Genomic DNA, 17,708 nt, shown 5'->3' on the forward strand with positions numbered 1-17,708 from the left:
TAAGGCTTTTGAGACCTTGGAACAAATCCTACCCTTGAAATAGGCGTATGTCAAGAACTAGAATTTAACAGATTAAGATTTGTATATGGATAAACTGGAACATAATCAAGAAACCACAGCAGACACCAAACGCCAAGCGCAAGTGATGTATTTCAGTGGTTATAAAATTGCGGAAATATCACGTCAGTTAAACATTCCAATATCGACAATTTCCAGTTGGAAAGAGCGTGAAAAATGGGACGATTTCGCCCCTGTCGGGCGTGTTGAATTGACGCTTGAAAGCCGGTTGAATTTGCTCATTCTGAAAGAAAATAAGAGTGGGGCAGATTACAAAGAAATTGATTTACTCGGTCGCCAAATGGAACGTATGGCACGGGTGAAAAAATATTCCTTTGGCGAAGGCAATGAAGTGGATTTGAATCCGAAACTGGCTAATCGCAATAAAGGCGAACGTAAGAAAACAGAACAGAATGCGATAGACCAAGAACAAGAGGAATTGTTGATTAATGGCTTTCTTGAGGGAATGTTTAATTATCAGCGGGTGTGGCACAAGGCGAAGGAACATCGAATCCGCAATATTTTGAAAAGTCGTCAGATTGGGGCGACTTATTATTTTGCTCATGAAGCCTTTGTTGATGCCTTGACAACGGGCCATAATCAAATCTTTCTTTCCGCCAGTAAAAAACAGGCATTGCAGTTCCGTTCTTACATTGTTAATTATGCCAAGCAGACGGCAGACGTGGATTTAAAAGGGGAAACCATCAAACTGCCGAATGGGGCGGAGCTGATTTTTTTGGGGACAAATTCAGCAACCGCCCAATCCTATCACGGCAATTTGTATTTTGATGAAGTGTTTTGGGTGCCGAAATTTGATGTGATGCGTAAAGTGGCATCGGGTATGGCGGCACAAAAGATGTATCGTCAAACTTACTTTTCTACACCCACTACCATTGCACACCCCGCTTATGCGTTCTTTTCCGGCAAAGCCTTTAATCGCAACCGTGCGAAATTAGAAAAAGTGGAGATTGATATTTCCCACGAGAATTTACGTGCCGGCAAGCTCTGTGCGGATCGTCAATGGAAACAGATTGTGAGCATTTACGATGCGATGGAAGGCGGGTGCAATCTGTTCAATATTGATGATTTGATTGCAGAAAACAGTAAGGAAGAATTTGAGCAGTTGTTTTTGTGTCAATTTGCCGATGATGATAGCTCTGCCTTCAAGTTTGCCGATTTACAACTATGCCAAGTGGATAGCTGGGAAGAGTGGACGGATTATAAACCCGAATGGAAACGGCCCTTTGGCAATCGTGAGGTGTGGCTCGGTTATGACCCCGCATTTACCGGCGACCGCGCGGCACTCGCTATTGTTGCCCCGCCTAAAGTGGAAGGGGGCGACTATCGTGTGTTGCATTGGCAAACCTTTCACGGTATGGATTATGAAGCGCAAGCAAATCGAATCAAACAATTTTGTGATGATTATAACGTCACCCGTATTGTGATTGATAAAACGGGAATGGGGTCGGGCGTGTATCAAGAAGTGAGAAAATTTTACCCGATGGCGCAAGGACTAGATTATAACGCCGACCTGAAAAATGAAATGGTGCTGAAAACGCAAAATCTCATTCAGAAACGCCGTCTAAAATTTGACGGCAAAGAAATTATCACCAGTTTTATGACAGTGAAAAAACGCACAACCGGCACGGGCCGAATGACTTACGTTTCCGACCGTTCGGAAGAGGCAAGCCACGGCGATTTATCGTGGGCGATTATGAACTGCATTTTGAACGTACCTTACGGCTTTGGCGGTGATATTGCCGGCAATCAAGCCACTATTTTTACTTTTGAATAGGACAAATAAATGAAAAAATCACGTAAAAAAATGACCGCACTTTATCATCCAAAAGCGGAAGCATTTAGTTTTGGCGAACCGATTCCAGTTTTAGACCGTTCGGAAATTTTAAATTATTTTGAGCCGGTGTTGATGTATCAAAAATATTACAATCCACCGATTAATTTGAGTTATCTCGCCAAGGCTATTAATGCTTCGTCCCATCACCAAAGTGCAATCACCGTGAAGAAAAACATTTTGCTTTCTACTTGCAAAACGACCGCACTTTTACCCCGCACCCAGTTAGAAAAATTGGTGCAGGATTATTTGGTTTTTGGTAATGCCTACGTTGAAATTAAACGTAATCCTTTTGGTGAGGTGATCGCATTAAATGCACCACTGGCAAAATATATGCGGGTGGGTGTAGAGCAGGGTGTATTTTATCAGGTGGTGAATGGATTTGATGAACACGAGTTTGCAAAAGGTTCGGTTTTCAATTTGGTTAATCCTGATGTGAATCAAGAAATTTATGGCGTGCCGGAATATTTGGCGGCATTACAATCCGCCTTTTTAAATGAGAGTGCGACATTATTCCGCCGTAAATATTATCTCAACGGCGCACACGCAGGGGCGATTATTTATATGACCGACCCAACGCAAAACAAAGACAGTGTTGAGGCTATCAAAGAACAAATCCGACAAACCAAGGGAACGGGGAATTTTAAAAATTTATTTATCAATATTCCAGACGGAAAAAAAGATGGCATACAAGTCATTCCGCTTTCCGATGCGGTGGCAAAAGATGAATTTCTTAATATCAAAAACACGAGCCGTGATGATGTGCTTGCAGCCCACCGAGTGCCGCCGCAACTGATGGGGATTATTCCGAATAATACCGGTGGTTTTGGTGATGTTGAAAAGGCGACTAAAGTGTTTTTCGTCAATGAGATTATTCCGCTACAAGAGCGGTTAAAAGAAATTAATGCGATTGTAGGAAAAGAAGTCATCACTTTCAGAGAATACAAACTGTTTGAATAAAAACAGATCCTTTTAAAATAAAAACGCCCGTGCTTACCACGGGTTTTTTATTGCCAGAACAAAGCTGTTTTTTTCTCTGACTTATTTAATTCCGCCCCAGTTTATTATATCAAACAACCCCATAACACAAAGGCGAAAACCTTATTTTTCCCTGATTTTTAACCACTTTCACGCACGAAAAATCGCAGTCAAACCCTCGCCACGCCCGCGCACTAAATGTATGGATTTCAACGCAAATTGAGATCCTTATTCAAGCCTTTTCAGATATAGTGCCTTTTAGATCCTTTTATTTAGATCTTTCAACGCAAACCAACGCAGAAAAACGCAGTTTTTGATTGATTTTTCAAGCCTTCTCGGATATAAAGCCTCGAAAATTGTTTAATTTAGATCTTTTACGTAAAATAGCGTAGAAAAGATCATTTTTCGATTGGTTTTAAACGTACGAGTTCAAGTCTCTATATTTTTTAATAAAGAAATTTAAAAAATATTTGGTTCATTAAAATTTGCACCAAGATTTGAGTAAGGGTTTGAAAAATATAATAATTATCTTCACGCCCAGAGCACCAAATTTAAAACCGGCTTTCAAGCCGGTTTTTTATTTTTTCGCTAGTTATTATTTGTGAATTTGGTTACAATCCGCCAGTTTTATTTTGTTACCATTTATATAGGAGAAATCTATGAACTTTCCCAAAATTGCTGAACAAGTGATAGAAAAGTTGGGCGGTAAAGGTAATATCGCCACAGCTGCACATTGTGCAACACGCTTGCGTATCGTTTTGAACGATGAAAGCAAAGTTGATAAAGAAGGTATTGACAATATTGACGGAGTAAAAGGGCAGTTTTCTGTTGCCGGTCAATATCAAATTATTTTCGGTTCCGGTACGGTGAATAAAGTTCACGAACAATTAACCAAGCAATTGGGGATTGGTGATGTGAGTAAAGCTGAGGTTGCGGAGGCGGCTGCTGGTAACCAAGGTTTATTACAACGTTTGGTGAAAGGATTGGCGGATATTTTCGTCCCGATTATTCCGGCGATTGTGGCTGGCGGTTTGTTGATGGGTATCCATTCAATGTTAACCTCTGTCGGTTTCTTTTGGGAAGGGGATTCAGTTGTCAGTAAATACCCTGAAGTGTCTGATTTAGTTGATTTTATCAATACGATTGCCAATGCACCTTTTGTCTTTTTACCTGTCTTGCTAGGATTTTCCGCAACCCGTAAATTTGGTGGTAATCCGTTCTTAGGAGCGGCGCTGGGGATGCTCTTGGTTCATCCTGCGTTGGCTGACGGTTGGAACTATGCGAAAACCTTGATGGAAGGTAATATTAAATATTGGAATGTATTTGGACTTGAAATTGAAAAGGTCGGTTATCAAGGCACCGTGATCCCAACCATCATTTCTGCTTGGGTATTAGCAACATTGGAAAAAACATTCCGTAAATTTGTGCCATCCTATCTGGATAATCTTGTCACGCCATTGTTTTCTCTCTTCATTGCCGGTTTCTTGGCATTCACAGTGATTGGTCCACTTGGTCGTGAGGCAGGTTCATTAATTTCAGCAGGTTTAACCTGGTTGTATGATACTCTTGGTTTTGTAGGCGGTGCAATTTTTGGTACATTCTATGCACCTATTGTTATCACAGGTATGCACCAAACCTTTATTGCGGTAGAAACCCAACTATTAGCTGATGTTGCACATACAGGTGGTACGTTTATTTTCCCAATTGCGGCAATGTCTAACATTGCACAAGGGGCAGCCTGTTTAGGGGTCGCATTAGCATTAAAAGATTCAAAAGTGCGTGGTTTGGCGGTGCCTTCAGGGATTTCTGCTTTATTAGGGATTACTGAGCCGGCAATGTTCGGGGTGAACTTACGTTATCGTCAAGCCTTCTTTGCGGCAATGATCGGTTCAGGTTTGGCGAGTGCATTCATCGCATTCTTCAATGTGAAAGCTATTGCGTTAGGGGCTGCCGGTTTCTTAGGCGTGCCATCAATCAAACCGGATAGTTTGGCGATGTACAGTATTGGTATGGCAATTTCCTTTATTGTGGCATTTACTCTATCTTTTGTGATGGTAAAACGTGCAAACGTAAAAGCTTAATTTCTAATAGAAAAGTGCGGTTTAAATTATTCACAAACTTGCTTACTCGTTGTTTCCCCCTATCGGGGCTGTTGGCAAAGCCAACGTTCAAAAAACGTTGTTTTTTGTGACCGCACTTTTTTAATCTACAATATTTATCTATCAATTGCACAAATCTGTTTTTGGCGTAGGGACACACTGAGTGTGTCCGTATTTCAATATGTTATAAGCGGACACAAGCAGTGTGTTCCTACATAACCGTTAATCTAGTTGTTTTAAATAATTTATTCCCAGATTTCTCATTTGTCTGATAATCCATTGTTGTTTTTTACGTACTAATGTACTCGGCTTTTTAACTTTATAAATGATAGGATTTGGCAAAACGGCTGCCAGCAACGCAGCTTCGGATTGTGTCAAATTTTTTGCGGATTTATTAAAGTAAAAGTGACTTGCCGCTTCAACACCAAAGATCCCCTCACCAAATTCCGCAATATTTAAATACACTTCTAAAATTCGTTTTTTTGGCCAACCTAGCTCTAATAACATCGTCGCCGGTACTTCTAATCCTTTACGTAGCCAACTTTGCCCGTGCCACAGCATTAAATTTTTGGCAGTTTGTTGAGAAATGGTTGATCCCCCTCGAATTTGATGTGTTGATTTTCCGTTGTGTTTGAATGCTTTTTGAATCGCTGAGAAATCAAAACCATAATGGGAAGGGAATTTTTGATCTTCCGCTGCAATCACTGCAAGTTGCATATGTGGCGAAATTTTCTCAAGATTTACCCATGTTGATTTTGCCTGATAATGGAAATCGCCTTGTAACCAATGTCCTACTTGTTGTTGAAGCATATAAGAAGAAAAAGGCACGGGAACAAAGCGAAAAAGTAGGATAAAAGCAAAAATGGCGAAGAAAAATCGGATTACAATACGTTGCCAATTTTTCTTCCACCATTTGAGACTGAATAACCGTAAAAGTGCGGTTAAACCTTGCTTAGTTTTCTTCAGCGCCATCAAGATGTTGTTTTACCCATTCTATAAAGTCAGGATCCATCGTTTTGATCATATTTGAACCACGTGTAATAGTTGCGGCACTGGTATTCAGATTTTGTTGAATTTCACGTTGAGATAAATTTTTGTCTAATAGCTGTGAAACAATTTGTAAACGTAATCCCACGGCATCACGCTCATCAGCGGTGAGAAGCAAGGTTAAAAAATCTTGTGCTTTACCTTGTTCAAAAGCCGTTTGTAGCATGGTAAGGAAAGCATTCCATTGATCTAAATTGCGACTGATATACATGAGTATTATCCTATACTATTAAACTAGTGCGCTTAGTATAGCCGATCAAATTCTTCTTGGCTAAAGGTTTGTGGATTTTCTTTATGCTGTAATAATTGGTAGTAAAAATCATAGGCTAACACATTCTGTACATAACCACGGGTTTCAAAAAAGGGAATTGAGGCGATAAATTCATCCATCGTCAATTTTCCTGCCGCTCTTGCCAACCATTTTTCTACCCGACTTGCTCCGGCGTTGTAAGCCGCGGCAATGAGAATGCGATTATTCGGGTATTTCGCATTGAGTTCATTCAAATGGGCTGTGCCAAGCAAAATATTATTGAACGGTTTGAATAGATCGTTTTCTGCCTGATAAGGTAATTGATTGTTATCTGCGGTTGCTTTGGCGGTGCCGGGTAAAAGCTGCATTAGCCCTCGTGCATTGGCGGAAGATTGTGCCATTGGATTCCAAGCACTTTCTTGACGTGCTATTGCCATAGCAAAGGTTTTGTTTATAGCGCTACCACTTTTTGCCGAAACGGGCGTTAAAGCAATATCAAAATAACTTTGATAGGCATTTGGCAGGCGTAAGGCAATATGATTCCATGCTTTAGCGATGATCGAACCGTCCACGCCTAAATCAAACCAACCTTGCTGATTGGCATATTCGCTCAAGGCAATTTGTTGATCTTGTTTTGATTTGGCGGAAAGATTTTCTAACAAGAAACGCCAGCGTTGTTTTGCTGAGCCAAGACGATTTAATTGCCTCAGTTCGGCAATTTCAGCTAATTCGGTGGCATACTCTTTGATGAGTTTTTCATCCGGTGTTGATTGGCTCAGTTCAACACGATAATCTGTACCACGATTTTGAGGGTTAAGTATGGCTTTGGCTAACATTGGGTAAAAACCACGTTCTTTGGAAAGTGCGGTTAACATTTCTCGTGTTTTTTGTGGCTCACTTTTTGCGAGCCAATAACGCCATTCTTGTTTTTCTTTTACTTCTTTTGAAAGGGCATTTAGCCAAGGCACTAGACTGGTTTTTTGCCAAATCGCCATTCGCAAACGGCGTTCAATCAGATTATCGGCATTTAACGTCAAGATTTCTGCATCACGCCATTGTTGAAAAGCCGGTGTTTCATTATCAAAAAAGCGGCTGATAAACGCAATTTTCCAATCACGAATTTGCGTGTCGCTTAATTGCCAATTTTTCGCCCATTGCAAATAAGGGGCAAAATCCGGATTATCCATATTTTCAGGAAGGGTACGTACATAACGTGAAAATCCTTGTACGATCGCAAATTGGTGACGAATTTTGTCATTTTCACTATCAGGCAATGTCTCCGCAAATTTTCTTAAATTTACCGGATTTTTTAGTAAATCGGCGTAGCCTTGTAGGTCTGCCAGAATGATTGGATCTTCTTTTATATTATTGAGATGATTCAATTCTCCTTTCAGTAATGCTAAGCCTTTGATATCATTTTGGGCGAATAAATTTTCTACTTTTTGATAAATCTTGTCTGTTGTTCTGCCACCATTGGCATACCATTTTTTCCATAGTTCAGACTCGTTTGCGATCTCGCCATTATTGAGCCAGAGTATTTCAAAACGGTTCAATATATCCGTTTCTTGAGTAGGTTGATGATTTTTATTTGATTCTGACGATTTTTGAGCAAGCTGATATTCTCTATTTAATACGGCAATTTGCATTGCCAAGCTACTTGGTTTGATCTTTTTGGCATAATCCACTAATTGGTCGGCATCACTGTGATTCAGCAGCGTAAGAATGTTTTGTTCTAAACGGGAGTGGAGAAAATGATGAGGATGTTTAGCAATATAATCCTCAATCTCTTTTTTTAGCGCCATTATTTCCGTTGAAGGTGTGTTTTGCGTTACTGATTTTATTTGACTGTCAAAGTAGGCAAACCAAGCATCGTTTTGTAGCGGATAGCCTTCCAAAGCATGAATTAATGACAAAAAAATGGAGCGGTTTTCAAAAACTTGCTGATTTTTTACCGCACTTTTCAGTAAAGTTTCTAACTGTAAAAAAGTTGCCCGTTGTTCAACGTGTTTTAATGCCTTTTGGTGTTGGGTTTCCTGCCACTTTAACTGTTCTTCTGCGAGAGTAATGGTTTGTGTGTTTTCGGTTTTATCCGTATTTGTATTCGCGCTAATAGGTTGAGAAAGTGCGGTTAAAATTGCAAAAGAAATAAGAGAGAGTTTTTTCATAGCATTCCTGTGATAGGCGTATTCCTTGTTAGGTTGAGTGGGTTCAACAATATAGGTAGTTAAACTATATGCTCCCATTAACAAAAAAGCGAACCTTTAGATTCGCTTTTTAATTGATGGTTCCCAGTATTTAGAAGACTTTTTTAAAGGGTTTAACTATCACTTCACCATAAACGCCAGCCGTGACATAGGGATCTTGTGATGCCCAATCTTTTGCAGCGAGTAGGCTGTCAAATTTAGCAATTACGGTAGAGCCACTGAATCCGGCATCGCCGGGATTTTCATCGTCAATAGCCGGGTTTGGACCGGCGGTAAGTAGGCGATCTTCTGCTTGCAATTGTTTTAAACGGGCTAAATGTTGTTCACGAACAGCAAGACGTTTGTCAAGCGTGCCGGGAATATCTTGGGCAAAAATAACGTAATACATGGTTTTCTCCTTTAGGTATTGTTTTCATTTTCTTGAATGGAAGCAAGGGCTTTTTCCAGCTCCTCATTGCCTTCCCGTGGAATCATGCGAGATTTGCCTTTGTTGTCCACTGCAACAAAAGTAAAAACCGCATCGGTTACACAATAGCGTTCACCAATCGGTTCACTGGCGACTTTTTTCACCCAGACTTCTACTTTTATTTGAATAGAAGAACGCCCAATTTTTAGGCATTGGCCGTAGCAGCATACCACATCACCGACTGAGATCGGCTTAATGAAATTCATACTTTCCACTGCGACGGTGACGACTCGCCCATGAGCGATTTCCTTGGCTAAGATAGCACCACCCATATCCATTTGTGACATAATCCAACCACCAAAAATATCACCATTTGCATTGGTATCGGACGGCATGGCAAGGGTGCGTAGTAAAAGTACGCCTTTTGATTGGCGACCGTTTTTATCAATAAAATTTGAGGACATTAGTTCCCTCCGTTTTTATGGTTATTTTGTTCATCTTTGGGTAAAAACTTGTAAATATAGGCACCGGAAATAATGGTCGCAATAATTGTCATACCAATCAAACCGAAGGATTTAAAATCAACCCAAGCTTCTTCCGACATATTGTGGCTAATATAAATATTTACCAACATACATATAATAAAGAAGATTGCCCAGCCGAGGTTGAGAGTATTCCAAGCTTGATCCGGCAACTTAATTTCTTTACCCAGTAATTTTTTCACCAAAGGTGTATTGAACTGGAATTGTGCCACAAGCAATATAATGGCAAAAAGTGCATTGACGATGGTGACTTTCCACTGTAAATAACGTAATTCATTGAAATAAGCAGTTAAAAGTCCAAAAAAGACGACCGCGCCCGCCATGATTTTTTGTTGTTTTTGAATTTTGCCATACTTCCATTTTAATAGCGCCATTTGCACAAGGGTTGCTACCACTAATACGATTGCTGCATCACGTACGCCACTCAGTTTGTAAGTGACAAAAAATAAAATAAGTGGAATAAATTCAAGTAGTTGTTTCACTTATGACTCCTTCATAAATAAACTGTAAAAACGATAGGTTACCACGAGCATTAAAATATTTAATGCGGCAGCAAAAATACTCACTACAACACTAAAAACAAGGTTGTTGAAAATTGTGGAGAGTTGAAAGATTAAAATAGGCGTAACAAAATAGACAAGTAAAGCATAAATTAATAAGGCTATTTTTTGATTCTTTCCTTGTAACCAAATTTTTCTTAGGCTTTGCCCAATGCTATCTTGTGTCGTTAAATAATGGGTTGTCGATAAATTTAAACGGATAAAAAATCCTATACCAAAGATAACTGCGGCCAGTGAAATAATTGATGGTGATGTTTTAGTTAAAACAGCGGCGATCATTTCAAATAAGCCGAGTAACATTGGGGCAATCACAATTAAATTTAAGATGACGACACCGATAAAGCGTGGGAGTGTAGCTTGAAAACTTTGTCCTAATGTACGGTAATTTTGTTGACTGATTTGATGGATAGCTATGATTCCCCAAGAGGCAATAAAAGTCGTTGCTAATTGGGTGAGTAAAAAAGAAAGAGCAATACTTTGTGCATTTTTTCCCATTAATTGTGGCAGAGTATCTGTACTAATTACAGTATTTTCTGAAACAATTGAGGGACTTAGTAATACGCTGAGTATTTGTACCATAAATAGAATGGATACAAATTGAAACATAATTTTTTGCTGATTACGGAAAAAATTCCAACTATCTTGTAAAACTTGCGTAAAGTTAATTTTCATTCGATCTTCTCGTGTCAAAAAATAGGGCAATTATACCTTGTTTATCCCATTCTGCCATTTATCTTATCTAAAAAATCCGCTTTTTTGATATGGGGCAAATTTTGCTATTTCTGGCTTTAGGGAAAAAGTGCGGTCATTTTATATAAATAATTTTATTAATTGTAAAAAACTTGAAGTAGATCACAGAATTGATACTCAATATGGAGTATATTACAAGTCGCAAATAGCCATAGTCTTTTTATGGTTATAAATTAAACATTATACTTAAGGAGTTCAATATGAAAAAAACAGCACTCGCGTTAGGTTTAACCGCAGCATTATTTGCCGGCGTTGCAAATGCTCATCAAGCCGGGGATGTGGTTGTGCGTGCCGGTGGTGTGTTTGTGTCAGCTAATTCTGAGTCTACAACCAAAACCAATACGCAGGTTAATTTAGAGGTGAGTGACAATGCTCAGTTAGGTTTAACCGGTACTTATATGTTCACTGACAATATTGGTTTAGAGTTGTTAGCGGCAACACCATTCTCACACAAAGTGAAAGCGAATGTACCTGCATTAGGGGCGGCTGGAAATCTTGGTGATGTAGTGAAAGTAAAACAATTACCTCCTAGCTTATATTTACAATATTATTTCTTAGATAAAGATGCCGGTTCTCGTCCGTATCTTGGGGTTGGTTTAAACTACACTCGTTTCTTTAATGCAAAATCAACCAATCCGTTAATTACCGATGTTAATGTGAAAAAACATTCTTTTGCACCGGTTGTTAATGCGGGTATTGATATTAAATTAACGGATAGCTTATATTTGAATACGGCAATGTGGTATACCCGTATTAAAACAACGGCTAAATTTAAAGTGCCGGCTGTGACAGCGGGTTACGAACATGAAGTAAAACTCAAACTTGATCCATTCGTGTTCTTCGCAGGTTTAGCGTATCGCTTCTAATTATAAATTGTCCTCTATTTAACAAAAAAAGCGATGATAATTTCATCGCTTTTCTTTTTATTCACAAGCATAACCCTGTTTGGGCAATGGCTTTCCGTCTAAATAGGCTATACCTTCTTTTAGAGTTAAGCGGTCTTCAATAAACCATTTAATCACCACGGGGTAAATACGATATTCCTGCTCTCTTGTGCGTAATTCAATCTCTTCCACATTGTCATCAGGGAAAATCGGTACTTTGGCTTGTAAAATGATTGCGCCGCCATCCATTTCTTCATTCACAAAATGAACGGTTGTACCGTGCTCCGTATCGCCCGCTTCTAAGGCACGTTGGTAGGTATTGAGCCCCGCATATTTCGGTAGTAGGGAAGGGTGAATATTTAAAATTTTTCCTTGGAAACGTTGGGTAAACTCAGGCGTAAGAATCTTCATATAGCCGGCAAGCACGATCAGGTCAACGTCAAAACTTTCCAAATAATCTCCAATTTTGCGATCCATTTCCTGATTATTCATAAAATCTTGGCGCAAAAAAACACTTGTAGGAATGACCGCACTTTTAGCCCGTTCAAGCCCAAAGGCATCATTTTTATTGCTGATCACACACGCAATTTTGGCGGGGATAAAACCTTTTTCACAAGCATCAATAATAGCTTGTAGATTATTTCCTTGTCCTGAAATCAGAACGGCAATTTTTTTCATAAAGATCCTAAAAAGAGAGAGAAAAGAAAGGCGAATTTTCATTCGCCTCAAAAAGGGGTTATTGAATCACGACTTGCTCTTCGCCATCTGACGCCTGTTCAATATGTCCGATAAGCCAAGCATTTTCACCGGCTTGTTTTAAAAGTGCCAATGCGGTTTCCACTTGATCTTGCGGAAGGGCAATCACCATTCCCACGCCACAGTTAAAGGTACGGTACATTTCATAAGTAGAAATATTGCCTTGTTCTTGCAACCATTTAAAAATTGGCTGCCATTCCCAACTTTTTTCATTAATCACGGCTTTGGTATTTTTCGGTAATACGCGTGGAATGTTTTCCCAAAAACCTCCGCCGGTGAGATGGGCAATCGCGTGAACATCCGCTTGTTTAATCAGAGATAAAATAGATTTCACGTAAATTTTGGTTGGTGCAAGTACTTGTTCGCTTAATGGTTTACCGGCTAATTGTTCGGTTGCCGGATTGACACCGGAAACATCAATGACTTTACGGATTAAAGAATAACCGTTTGAATGAGGCCCACTGGAACCTAGCGCAATTAAGGCATCACCGCTACGTACCTGACTGCCGTCAATAATTTCGGATTTTTCAACGACGCCAACACAGAAACCTGCTAAATCATAATCACCTTCGTGATACATTCCTGGCATTTCAGCGGTTTCTCCCCCAACGAGTGAGCAACCTGATTGCACGCACCCCTCAGCAATGCCTTTTACCACGTCCGCTGCTACATCAACGTCTAATTTTCCGGTCGCATAATAATCTAAGAAAAACAAAGGCTCGGCACCTTGTACCACCAAATCATTGACGCACATTGCCACGAGATCAACACCAATGGTATCGTGTTTTTTCAAATCAATGGCTAAGCGTAATTTTGTTCCAACTCCGTCAGTTCCTGAAACCAAAATAGGCTCTTTATATTTGCTTGGAATGGCACACAATGCGCCGAATCCGCCCAAGCCACCGATCACTTCAGGACGTGTCGTGCGTTTTACATGTGGTTTGATTCGTTCGACAAGTTCATTACCCGCATTAATATCAACGCCGGCGTCTTTGTAACTTAATGATGGTTTACTCACAATGTTTTTCCCATGTTAATTAAATGAAAAATCAGCGCGGATTGTATCAGTTTAGGCAAACGTTTGCGATAAATTTTATATGAAAAAAAGACCGCACTTTATAACTTTATAAAAGTGCGGTCTTTTTTGAATAAAGTTTTTAGCGATTCGCTAATTCAAAAATCATGGCTTCGGCTTGGCAACAGAAGGTAAAACTTGCATTTAATTGTACGCCGCCTTCAATAGGCAATATTTCACTCACTATTTCACAAGGCTCACTTTCTGTTTTACGTGCTTTCTCCGTGAGACGGGCCAGGGATTGTTCCGCTTCTGCTTGATTTGCATAAATTTGCTCAATGTTAACGGTACGGTCGGAACCGTCAATAATGGCGCCCACATCCACACAGCTACAAGTCAATGATTCTTCTGCTTTGCATTTTACGCTCATATTTTGTCCTTATTTTAAAATTAAATTAGCGTTATTTTATCACTTTTAAAAAGCAGATGAAAACTCACCGCACGTTAAATTGAAAAACATCACTGGTCGGAACTCTGTAAAAGTAAACAAAATGAATTTGCACTTGATGGAATGGAGTTTTAGAATTCCCCAGTTTTTTTACATAAATCATAAATAAAAAAGGGTTTTCAATGAAAAAATTTAACCAATCCTTATTAACAACTGCAATGTTATTTGCCGCCGGTGGTGCAAATGCCGCTGCATTCCAATTAGCGGAAGTTTCTACCTCCGGTTTAGGACGTGCCTATGCCGGTGAAGCCGCGATAGCGGATAATGCCTCAGTGGTGGCAACGAACCCTGCATTGATGACGTTATTTAAACGCCCTGAAATTTCTTTTGGGGGTGTTTATGTTGATGCTAAGGTTAATTTAAAAGGGGAATTTGCGTCAAACTCACCACAAATTAGTGGATTATTGGCTAATAAAAATGCAGATCAAAATAATGTTGTACCTTCTGCCTTTGTCCCAAATGCTTATTTTGTTTATCCCGTTAATGAGAAATTTTCTATTGGTGGAGGAATGAATGTTCCTTTTGGTTTAAAAACAGAATTTGATTCGGATTATACAGCAGGTGTCTTTGGTGGGAAAACGGATTTAACGGCGATTAATTTAAACCTTAGTGGTGCTTATCGCATTTCAGAAGGGCTGAGTTTTGGTTTAGGTATTAATGCGTTATATACCAAGGCTAAATTAGAACGTACTGCAGGTGTCGGGGCTGATTTGATTAATGCTCGGGCAAGTGCTCAAGCCGGTCGTGCAGTGAAAGTATTGGATAACAGCGATGTGGTGACACGTTTGCAGGATAATGAATGGGGATTTGGTTGGAATGCCGGTTTGGTCTATGAATTTAATGAGCGTAACCGCTTAGGTGTAGCTTATCACTCACCGATTACAGTAGGTTATAAAGATCACTCTGCTTTTAATCGTACGTTAAATCGTACAGACACGGCAAAATTGGATCTTGATTTACCGGGCTATTGGGAAATTTCCGGTTACCATAAAGTTACAGATAAATTTGCGTTCCATTACAGCTATAAATATACCCATTGGAAACGCTTTAAAGAGTTGAAAGCAAATTATACTAATGATGGGGTAACCGCATTACAAAAAGACGAATATTTCCGTGGCAATTCCCGTATTGCTCTAGGGGGTTCCTATGATGCGACAGATAAACTGACTTTACGTAGTGGGATTGCCTACGATGAAACAGCCGCTGATTCGTATCATTCCGCTTCGATCCCAGATACAGATCGGACTTGGTATAGTTTAGGGGCAACCTATAAAGTGACACCTGATTTATCAATTGATGTTGCCTATGCACATTTAAAAGGTAAGAAAATTACATTTAAAGAACAGCAAGAAAATATTCCTTTTGCAGTAAATTATACGAGCAAATCCAGTGCTAATCTTTACGGTTTAAATGTAAATTATCGTTTCTAATTTAGTTAAAAATTCCGCATAATAAAGCGTACTTCGGTACGCTTTTTTTATGTTAAAAATGAGGCAGAAAATGACCGCACTTTACTACACCTATTATCTTTCCCCAGTGGGGAAACTTTTGGTTCTATCTGACGGTGAACATATCACGCATATTGATTTTGAAAAAGAGCAGTTTGAGCCGAATCCTAAATGGGTTGAAGAAAATAATTTGCCACTTTTCCAAAAAGTGCGGTTGGCATTCGATCGTTATTTTAACGGCGAAATAGAGACATTTGCGGATATTCCCTTAAAAACGGAGGGAACACCATTTCAGCAAGCCATTTGGCAGGCATTGCGAAAAATTAGTTATGGTGAAATCTCAAGTTATGGTGAATTGGCAAAAATGATTGATAACCCGAAAGCGGTGCGAGCTGTGGGCGGTGCAGTTGGCAGTAACCCAATTAGTATTATCATTCCATGCCACCGTATTTTAGGCAAAGATAAAACTCTCACCGGTTTTGGTGGCGGACTGGCGGCAAAACGTTTTTTACTCCAATTGGAAAATATTCCTTATATTGATAAAGGCACTGAAGACACGAAACCCCGTTTTTTCAAGAAATATCACGAATGATTCCACATACATTAACGCAACTTCTTGAGCGGGCACAATCCATCGCCGGTTTGACTTTTGGTGAGCTTGCCGATGATTTAGGTATTCCTGTTCCTCCTGATTTGAAACGTGATAAAGGCTGGGTGGGAATGCTTTTGGAAACCGCATTAGGGGCGACAGCCGGCAGTAAAGCCGAACAAGATTTTGCCCATCTTGGCGTGGAACTCAAAACCTTACCGATTAATGAACAGGGTTTTCCGTTGGAAACCACCTTTGTTAGCCTCGCTCCGTTAATACAAAATTCCGGTGTGCAATGGGAAAATTCTCATGTCCGTCATAAATTATCTTGTGTGTTGTGGATCCCCATTGAAGGCTGCAGAGACATCGCTTTGCGTGAACGTCATATTGGCACACCGATTTTATGGAAACCTAATCCTGAACAAGAACACCGATTAAAGCAAGATTGGGAAGAATTGATGGAATATATCACTTTGGGAAGACTAAATGAAATTACAGCCCGTATCGGGGAAGTGATGCAGCTACGACCAAAAGGTGCAAATAGTAGAGCCATCACGAAAGGCATTGGAAAAAATGGTGAAGTGGTGGAAACATTGCCGTTAGGCTTTTATTTACGCAAGGAGTTTACGGCGGGGATATTAAGGGAGTTTTTAGAACGATGAGTTTTTCCGATGGTAGCTTACTTTTTTCTGCACGACTCTTTTTCCTTGTTTCCTTTGTTCAATTAAATTGGATTAACAGAAATTTTCTGAACTCGCCACAGGCTGCTCAAACAGACGAAAATTTTCTATTGTCAGTGATGGTTAATTAAAGAAAAACAATCTCAAAATCAACCGCACTTTTTTAATATTTGAATGAAACAGTGCCCCATATAAATCGCCTTTACGACTTGGCATTTTTAGCTAAATTTTTATTGTTTTAGCGTAGCGAGTTTACAAATTTAGCGTTAAGAAAATGACAATAAAGTAAAGAGCAGCGATTTAACTGGGGAGTGTTTTCTTTGCCTACTTTCTTTTACACGAGTAAAAGAAAGTAGGTCGCCATCGGCGAAACCCGATATTAATATCCCTAAAAGAAAAAGGTTTCTACTACAGAAACCTTTTTCCAATATCAATTTTATTTAAATTCTTTATGCCACCTGAGTAAAAAAGTCCTTCAATCCGATTAATACATTATTCACCGCCACCGTAGCCAAAATTAATCCCATTACACGGCTGATAATTGCCGCACCGGAATTTCCAATAAAGTGCTGAATGCGATTAGCTGCAAGTAGTAAAATATAGGTGATTAGCAATACCGCTAACATAATTCCTGCGGTAATAAATTGTTCGGTAAAATTAAAACGGTGGTTATCTGTTAAAAGCACAATCGCCATCATCGCACCCGGTGAGGCGATTGACGGCACGGCAAGGGGGTAAACGGCAATTTCGGTAATATTTGCTCTCATTTTAATTTCTTGTTCCGGTTTACTTTCACCAAAAATCATTGTTAGTGCAAAGAGGAAAAGAACCAATCCTCCCGCAATTTGGAAAGCAGGTAGTGGCACTTGCATGGCTTCAAAAAGAATTTGTCCGCCGACTAAAAAGAAAAGCAAAATACCGGCAGAAATAATCACGGCATTACGTGCAATTTTTCGGCGTTCCTCAAGGGAAAAACCAATTGTTTTAGAAAGATAAACGGGAATCGAGCCAATGGGATCAATTACAGCCCAAAGTACAACAAACTGAACAATCAAAGAATCAAACATTTATTTTCCTTTTATA

18 protein-coding genes are annotated in these 17,708 nt (G+C 39.6%); 7 read left to right on the forward strand and 11 right to left on the reverse strand.

The window, feature by feature from the left end; translation table 11 throughout:
• The first annotated feature begins 85 nt into the window (after positions 1-85).
• The 3 genes from E4T92_RS05360 to E4T92_RS05370 all read left to right on the forward strand — a co-directional run bounded on the left by E4T92_RS05360 (position 86) and on the right by E4T92_RS05370 (position 4,968).
• Positions 86-1,852 carry a terminase family protein gene (locus E4T92_RS05360; protein WP_135093730.1) on the forward strand — a complete coding sequence of 589 codons (1,767 nt, stop codon included), beginning with the start codon at positions 86-88 and terminating at the stop codon, positions 1,850-1,852.
• 9 nt (positions 1,853-1,861) lie between these two features.
• Positions 1,862-2,869 (forward strand): phage portal protein, encoded by a 1,008-nt coding sequence (locus E4T92_RS05365; RefSeq protein WP_135093731.1) that lies wholly within the window; start codon positions 1,862-1,864, stop codon positions 2,867-2,869.
• A 677-nt stretch (positions 2,870-3,546) separates the two neighbouring features.
• Entirely contained in the window at positions 3,547-4,968 is a 1,422-nt protein-coding gene (locus E4T92_RS05370) for a sucrose-specific PTS transporter subunit IIBC (RefSeq protein ID WP_135093732.1), read from the forward strand.
• A 240-nt stretch (positions 4,969-5,208) separates the two neighbouring features.
• Here the strand turns inward: E4T92_RS05370 and mtgA are convergent, their stop codons facing one another.
• The 7 genes from mtgA to E4T92_RS05405 form a co-directional block, all read right to left on the reverse strand.
• Positions 5,209-5,952, reverse strand: coding sequence for a monofunctional biosynthetic peptidoglycan transglycosylase (gene mtgA, locus E4T92_RS05375; RefSeq protein WP_135093861.1), 744 nt, complete (start codon positions 5,950-5,952; stop codon positions 5,209-5,211).
• Positions 5,939-6,244, reverse strand: a complete 306-nt coding sequence (gene trpR / locus E4T92_RS05380) for a trp operon repressor (RefSeq protein WP_135093733.1) — start codon at positions 6,242-6,244, stop codon at positions 5,939-5,941. The genes mtgA and trpR overlap by 14 nt, the downstream gene beginning before the upstream one ends.
• A 32-nt stretch (positions 6,245-6,276) precedes the next feature.
• Positions 6,277-8,448, reverse strand: coding sequence for a transglycosylase SLT domain-containing protein (locus E4T92_RS05385; RefSeq protein ID WP_135093734.1), 2,172 nt, complete (start codon positions 8,446-8,448; stop codon positions 6,277-6,279).
• 130 nt (positions 8,449-8,578) lie between these two features.
• On the reverse strand, positions 8,579-8,875 hold the full coding sequence (locus E4T92_RS05390; RefSeq protein ID WP_077542136.1) for a YciI family protein: 297 nt from the start codon (positions 8,873-8,875) through the stop codon (positions 8,579-8,581).
• An 11-nt stretch (positions 8,876-8,886) separates the two neighbouring features.
• A complete protein-coding gene (gene yciA / locus E4T92_RS05395; RefSeq protein WP_135093735.1) occupies positions 8,887-9,357 on the reverse strand; it encodes an acyl-CoA thioester hydrolase YciA in 471 nt (156 codons plus the stop codon).
• A complete protein-coding gene (locus tag E4T92_RS05400) occupies positions 9,357-9,917 on the reverse strand; it encodes a septation protein A (protein ID WP_135093736.1) in 561 nt (186 codons plus the stop codon). Before E4T92_RS05400 ends, yciA begins: the two co-directional genes overlap by 1 nt.
• The gene (locus E4T92_RS05405) at positions 9,918-10,667 is read right to left on the reverse strand and encodes a hypothetical protein (RefSeq protein WP_135093737.1); all 750 of its coding nucleotides are present in this window, start codon (positions 10,665-10,667) and stop codon (positions 9,918-9,920) included.
• A gap of 278 nt (positions 10,668-10,945) precedes the next feature.
• Here E4T92_RS05405 and E4T92_RS05410 point away from each other — a divergent pair, with 278 nt between their 5' ends.
• Complete coding sequence (locus tag E4T92_RS05410; RefSeq protein WP_135093738.1) at positions 10,946-11,611, forward strand: OmpW family protein; 666 nt, start codon at positions 10,946-10,948, stop codon at positions 11,609-11,611.
• 57 nt (positions 11,612-11,668) lie between these two features.
• On the opposite strand, the gene purN is transcribed toward E4T92_RS05410, so the two are convergent.
• The 3 genes from purN to E4T92_RS05425 all read right to left on the reverse strand — a co-directional run bounded on the left by purN (position 11,669) and on the right by E4T92_RS05425 (position 13,830).
• The gene (gene purN / locus E4T92_RS05415) at positions 11,669-12,307 is read right to left on the reverse strand and encodes a phosphoribosylglycinamide formyltransferase (protein WP_135093739.1); all 639 of its coding nucleotides are present in this window, start codon (positions 12,305-12,307) and stop codon (positions 11,669-11,671) included.
• Between the two features lie 58 nt (positions 12,308-12,365).
• Complete coding sequence (purM, locus tag E4T92_RS05420) at positions 12,366-13,403, reverse strand: phosphoribosylformylglycinamidine cyclo-ligase (RefSeq protein ID WP_077542142.1); 1,038 nt, start codon at positions 13,401-13,403, stop codon at positions 12,366-12,368.
• A 139-nt stretch (positions 13,404-13,542) separates the two neighbouring features.
• Complete coding sequence (locus E4T92_RS05425; protein WP_135093740.1) at positions 13,543-13,830, reverse strand: YfcZ/YiiS family protein; 288 nt, start codon at positions 13,828-13,830, stop codon at positions 13,543-13,545.
• Positions 13,831-14,030: 200 nt separating this feature from the next.
• Between E4T92_RS05425 and E4T92_RS05430 the strand changes: the two genes are divergently transcribed.
• The 3 genes from E4T92_RS05430 (at position 14,031) to mutH (ending at position 16,607) form a co-directional block, all read left to right on the forward strand.
• Positions 14,031-15,338 (forward strand): outer membrane protein transport protein, encoded by a 1,308-nt coding sequence (locus E4T92_RS05430; RefSeq protein ID WP_135093741.1) that lies wholly within the window; start codon positions 14,031-14,033, stop codon positions 15,336-15,338.
• A 70-nt stretch (positions 15,339-15,408) separates the two neighbouring features.
• Positions 15,409-15,948, forward strand: a complete 540-nt coding sequence (locus tag E4T92_RS05435) for a methylated-DNA--[protein]-cysteine S-methyltransferase (RefSeq protein ID WP_135093742.1) — start codon at positions 15,409-15,411, stop codon at positions 15,946-15,948.
• Positions 15,945-16,607: a DNA mismatch repair endonuclease MutH gene (gene mutH, locus E4T92_RS05440; RefSeq protein WP_077542146.1), complete on the forward strand. Its 663-nt coding sequence runs from the start codon at positions 15,945-15,947 to the stop codon at positions 16,605-16,607. The genes E4T92_RS05435 and mutH overlap by 4 nt, the downstream gene beginning before the upstream one ends.
• Before the next feature lie 467 nt (positions 16,608-17,074).
• Here the strand turns inward: mutH and E4T92_RS05445 are convergent, their stop codons facing one another.
• The gene (locus E4T92_RS05445; protein ID WP_077542147.1) at positions 17,075-17,692 is read right to left on the reverse strand and encodes a MarC family protein; all 618 of its coding nucleotides are present in this window, start codon (positions 17,690-17,692) and stop codon (positions 17,075-17,077) included.
• Positions 17,693-17,708: the final 16 nt, after the last annotated feature.

This window comes from Pasteurella sp. WM03 (assembly GCF_004570945.1).
Classification (GTDB): Bacteria; Pseudomonadota; Gammaproteobacteria; order Enterobacterales; family Pasteurellaceae; genus Rodentibacter.

What these genes read in the sequence shown, in the direction of transcription:
- E4T92_RS05410 (WP_135093738.1), top strand. Translation starts at nt 10,946, where the DNA reads ATGAAAAAAACAGCACTCGCGTTAGGTTTAACCGCAGCATTATTTGCC.
- E4T92_RS05385 (WP_135093734.1), bottom strand. Translation starts at nt 8,448, where the DNA reads ATGAAAAAACTCTCTCTTATTTCTTTTGCAATTTTAACCGCACTTTCT.
- yciA (WP_135093735.1), bottom strand. Translation starts at nt 9,357, where the DNA reads ATGTCCTCAAATTTTATTGATAAAAACGGTCGCCAATCAAAAGGCGTA.
- E4T92_RS05390 (WP_077542136.1), bottom strand. Translation starts at nt 8,875, where the DNA reads ATGTATTACGTTATTTTTGCCCAAGATATTCCCGGCACGCTTGACAAA.
- E4T92_RS05365 (WP_135093731.1), top strand. Translation starts at nt 1,862, where the DNA reads ATGAAAAAATCACGTAAAAAAATGACCGCACTTTATCATCCAAAAGCG.
- E4T92_RS05370 (WP_135093732.1), top strand. Translation starts at nt 3,547, where the DNA reads ATGAACTTTCCCAAAATTGCTGAACAAGTGATAGAAAAGTTGGGCGGT.
- mutH (WP_077542146.1), top strand. Translation starts at nt 15,945, where the DNA reads ATGATTCCACATACATTAACGCAACTTCTTGAGCGGGCACAATCCATC.
- E4T92_RS05435 (WP_135093742.1), top strand. Translation starts at nt 15,409, where the DNA reads ATGACCGCACTTTACTACACCTATTATCTTTCCCCAGTGGGGAAACTT.
- E4T92_RS05445 (WP_077542147.1), bottom strand. Translation starts at nt 17,692, where the DNA reads ATGTTTGATTCTTTGATTGTTCAGTTTGTTGTACTTTGGGCTGTAATT.
- trpR (WP_135093733.1), bottom strand. Translation starts at nt 6,244, where the DNA reads ATGTATATCAGTCGCAATTTAGATCAATGGAATGCTTTCCTTACCATG.
- E4T92_RS05360 (WP_135093730.1), top strand. Translation starts at nt 86, where the DNA reads ATGGATAAACTGGAACATAATCAAGAAACCACAGCAGACACCAAACGC.
- purN (WP_135093739.1), bottom strand. Translation starts at nt 12,307, where the DNA reads ATGAAAAAAATTGCCGTTCTGATTTCAGGACAAGGAAATAATCTACAA.
- E4T92_RS05425 (WP_135093740.1), bottom strand. Translation starts at nt 13,830, where the DNA reads ATGAGCGTAAAATGCAAAGCAGAAGAATCATTGACTTGTAGCTGTGTG.
- E4T92_RS05430 (WP_135093741.1), top strand. Translation starts at nt 14,031, where the DNA reads ATGAAAAAATTTAACCAATCCTTATTAACAACTGCAATGTTATTTGCC.
- E4T92_RS05405 (WP_135093737.1), bottom strand. Translation starts at nt 10,667, where the DNA reads ATGAAAATTAACTTTACGCAAGTTTTACAAGATAGTTGGAATTTTTTC.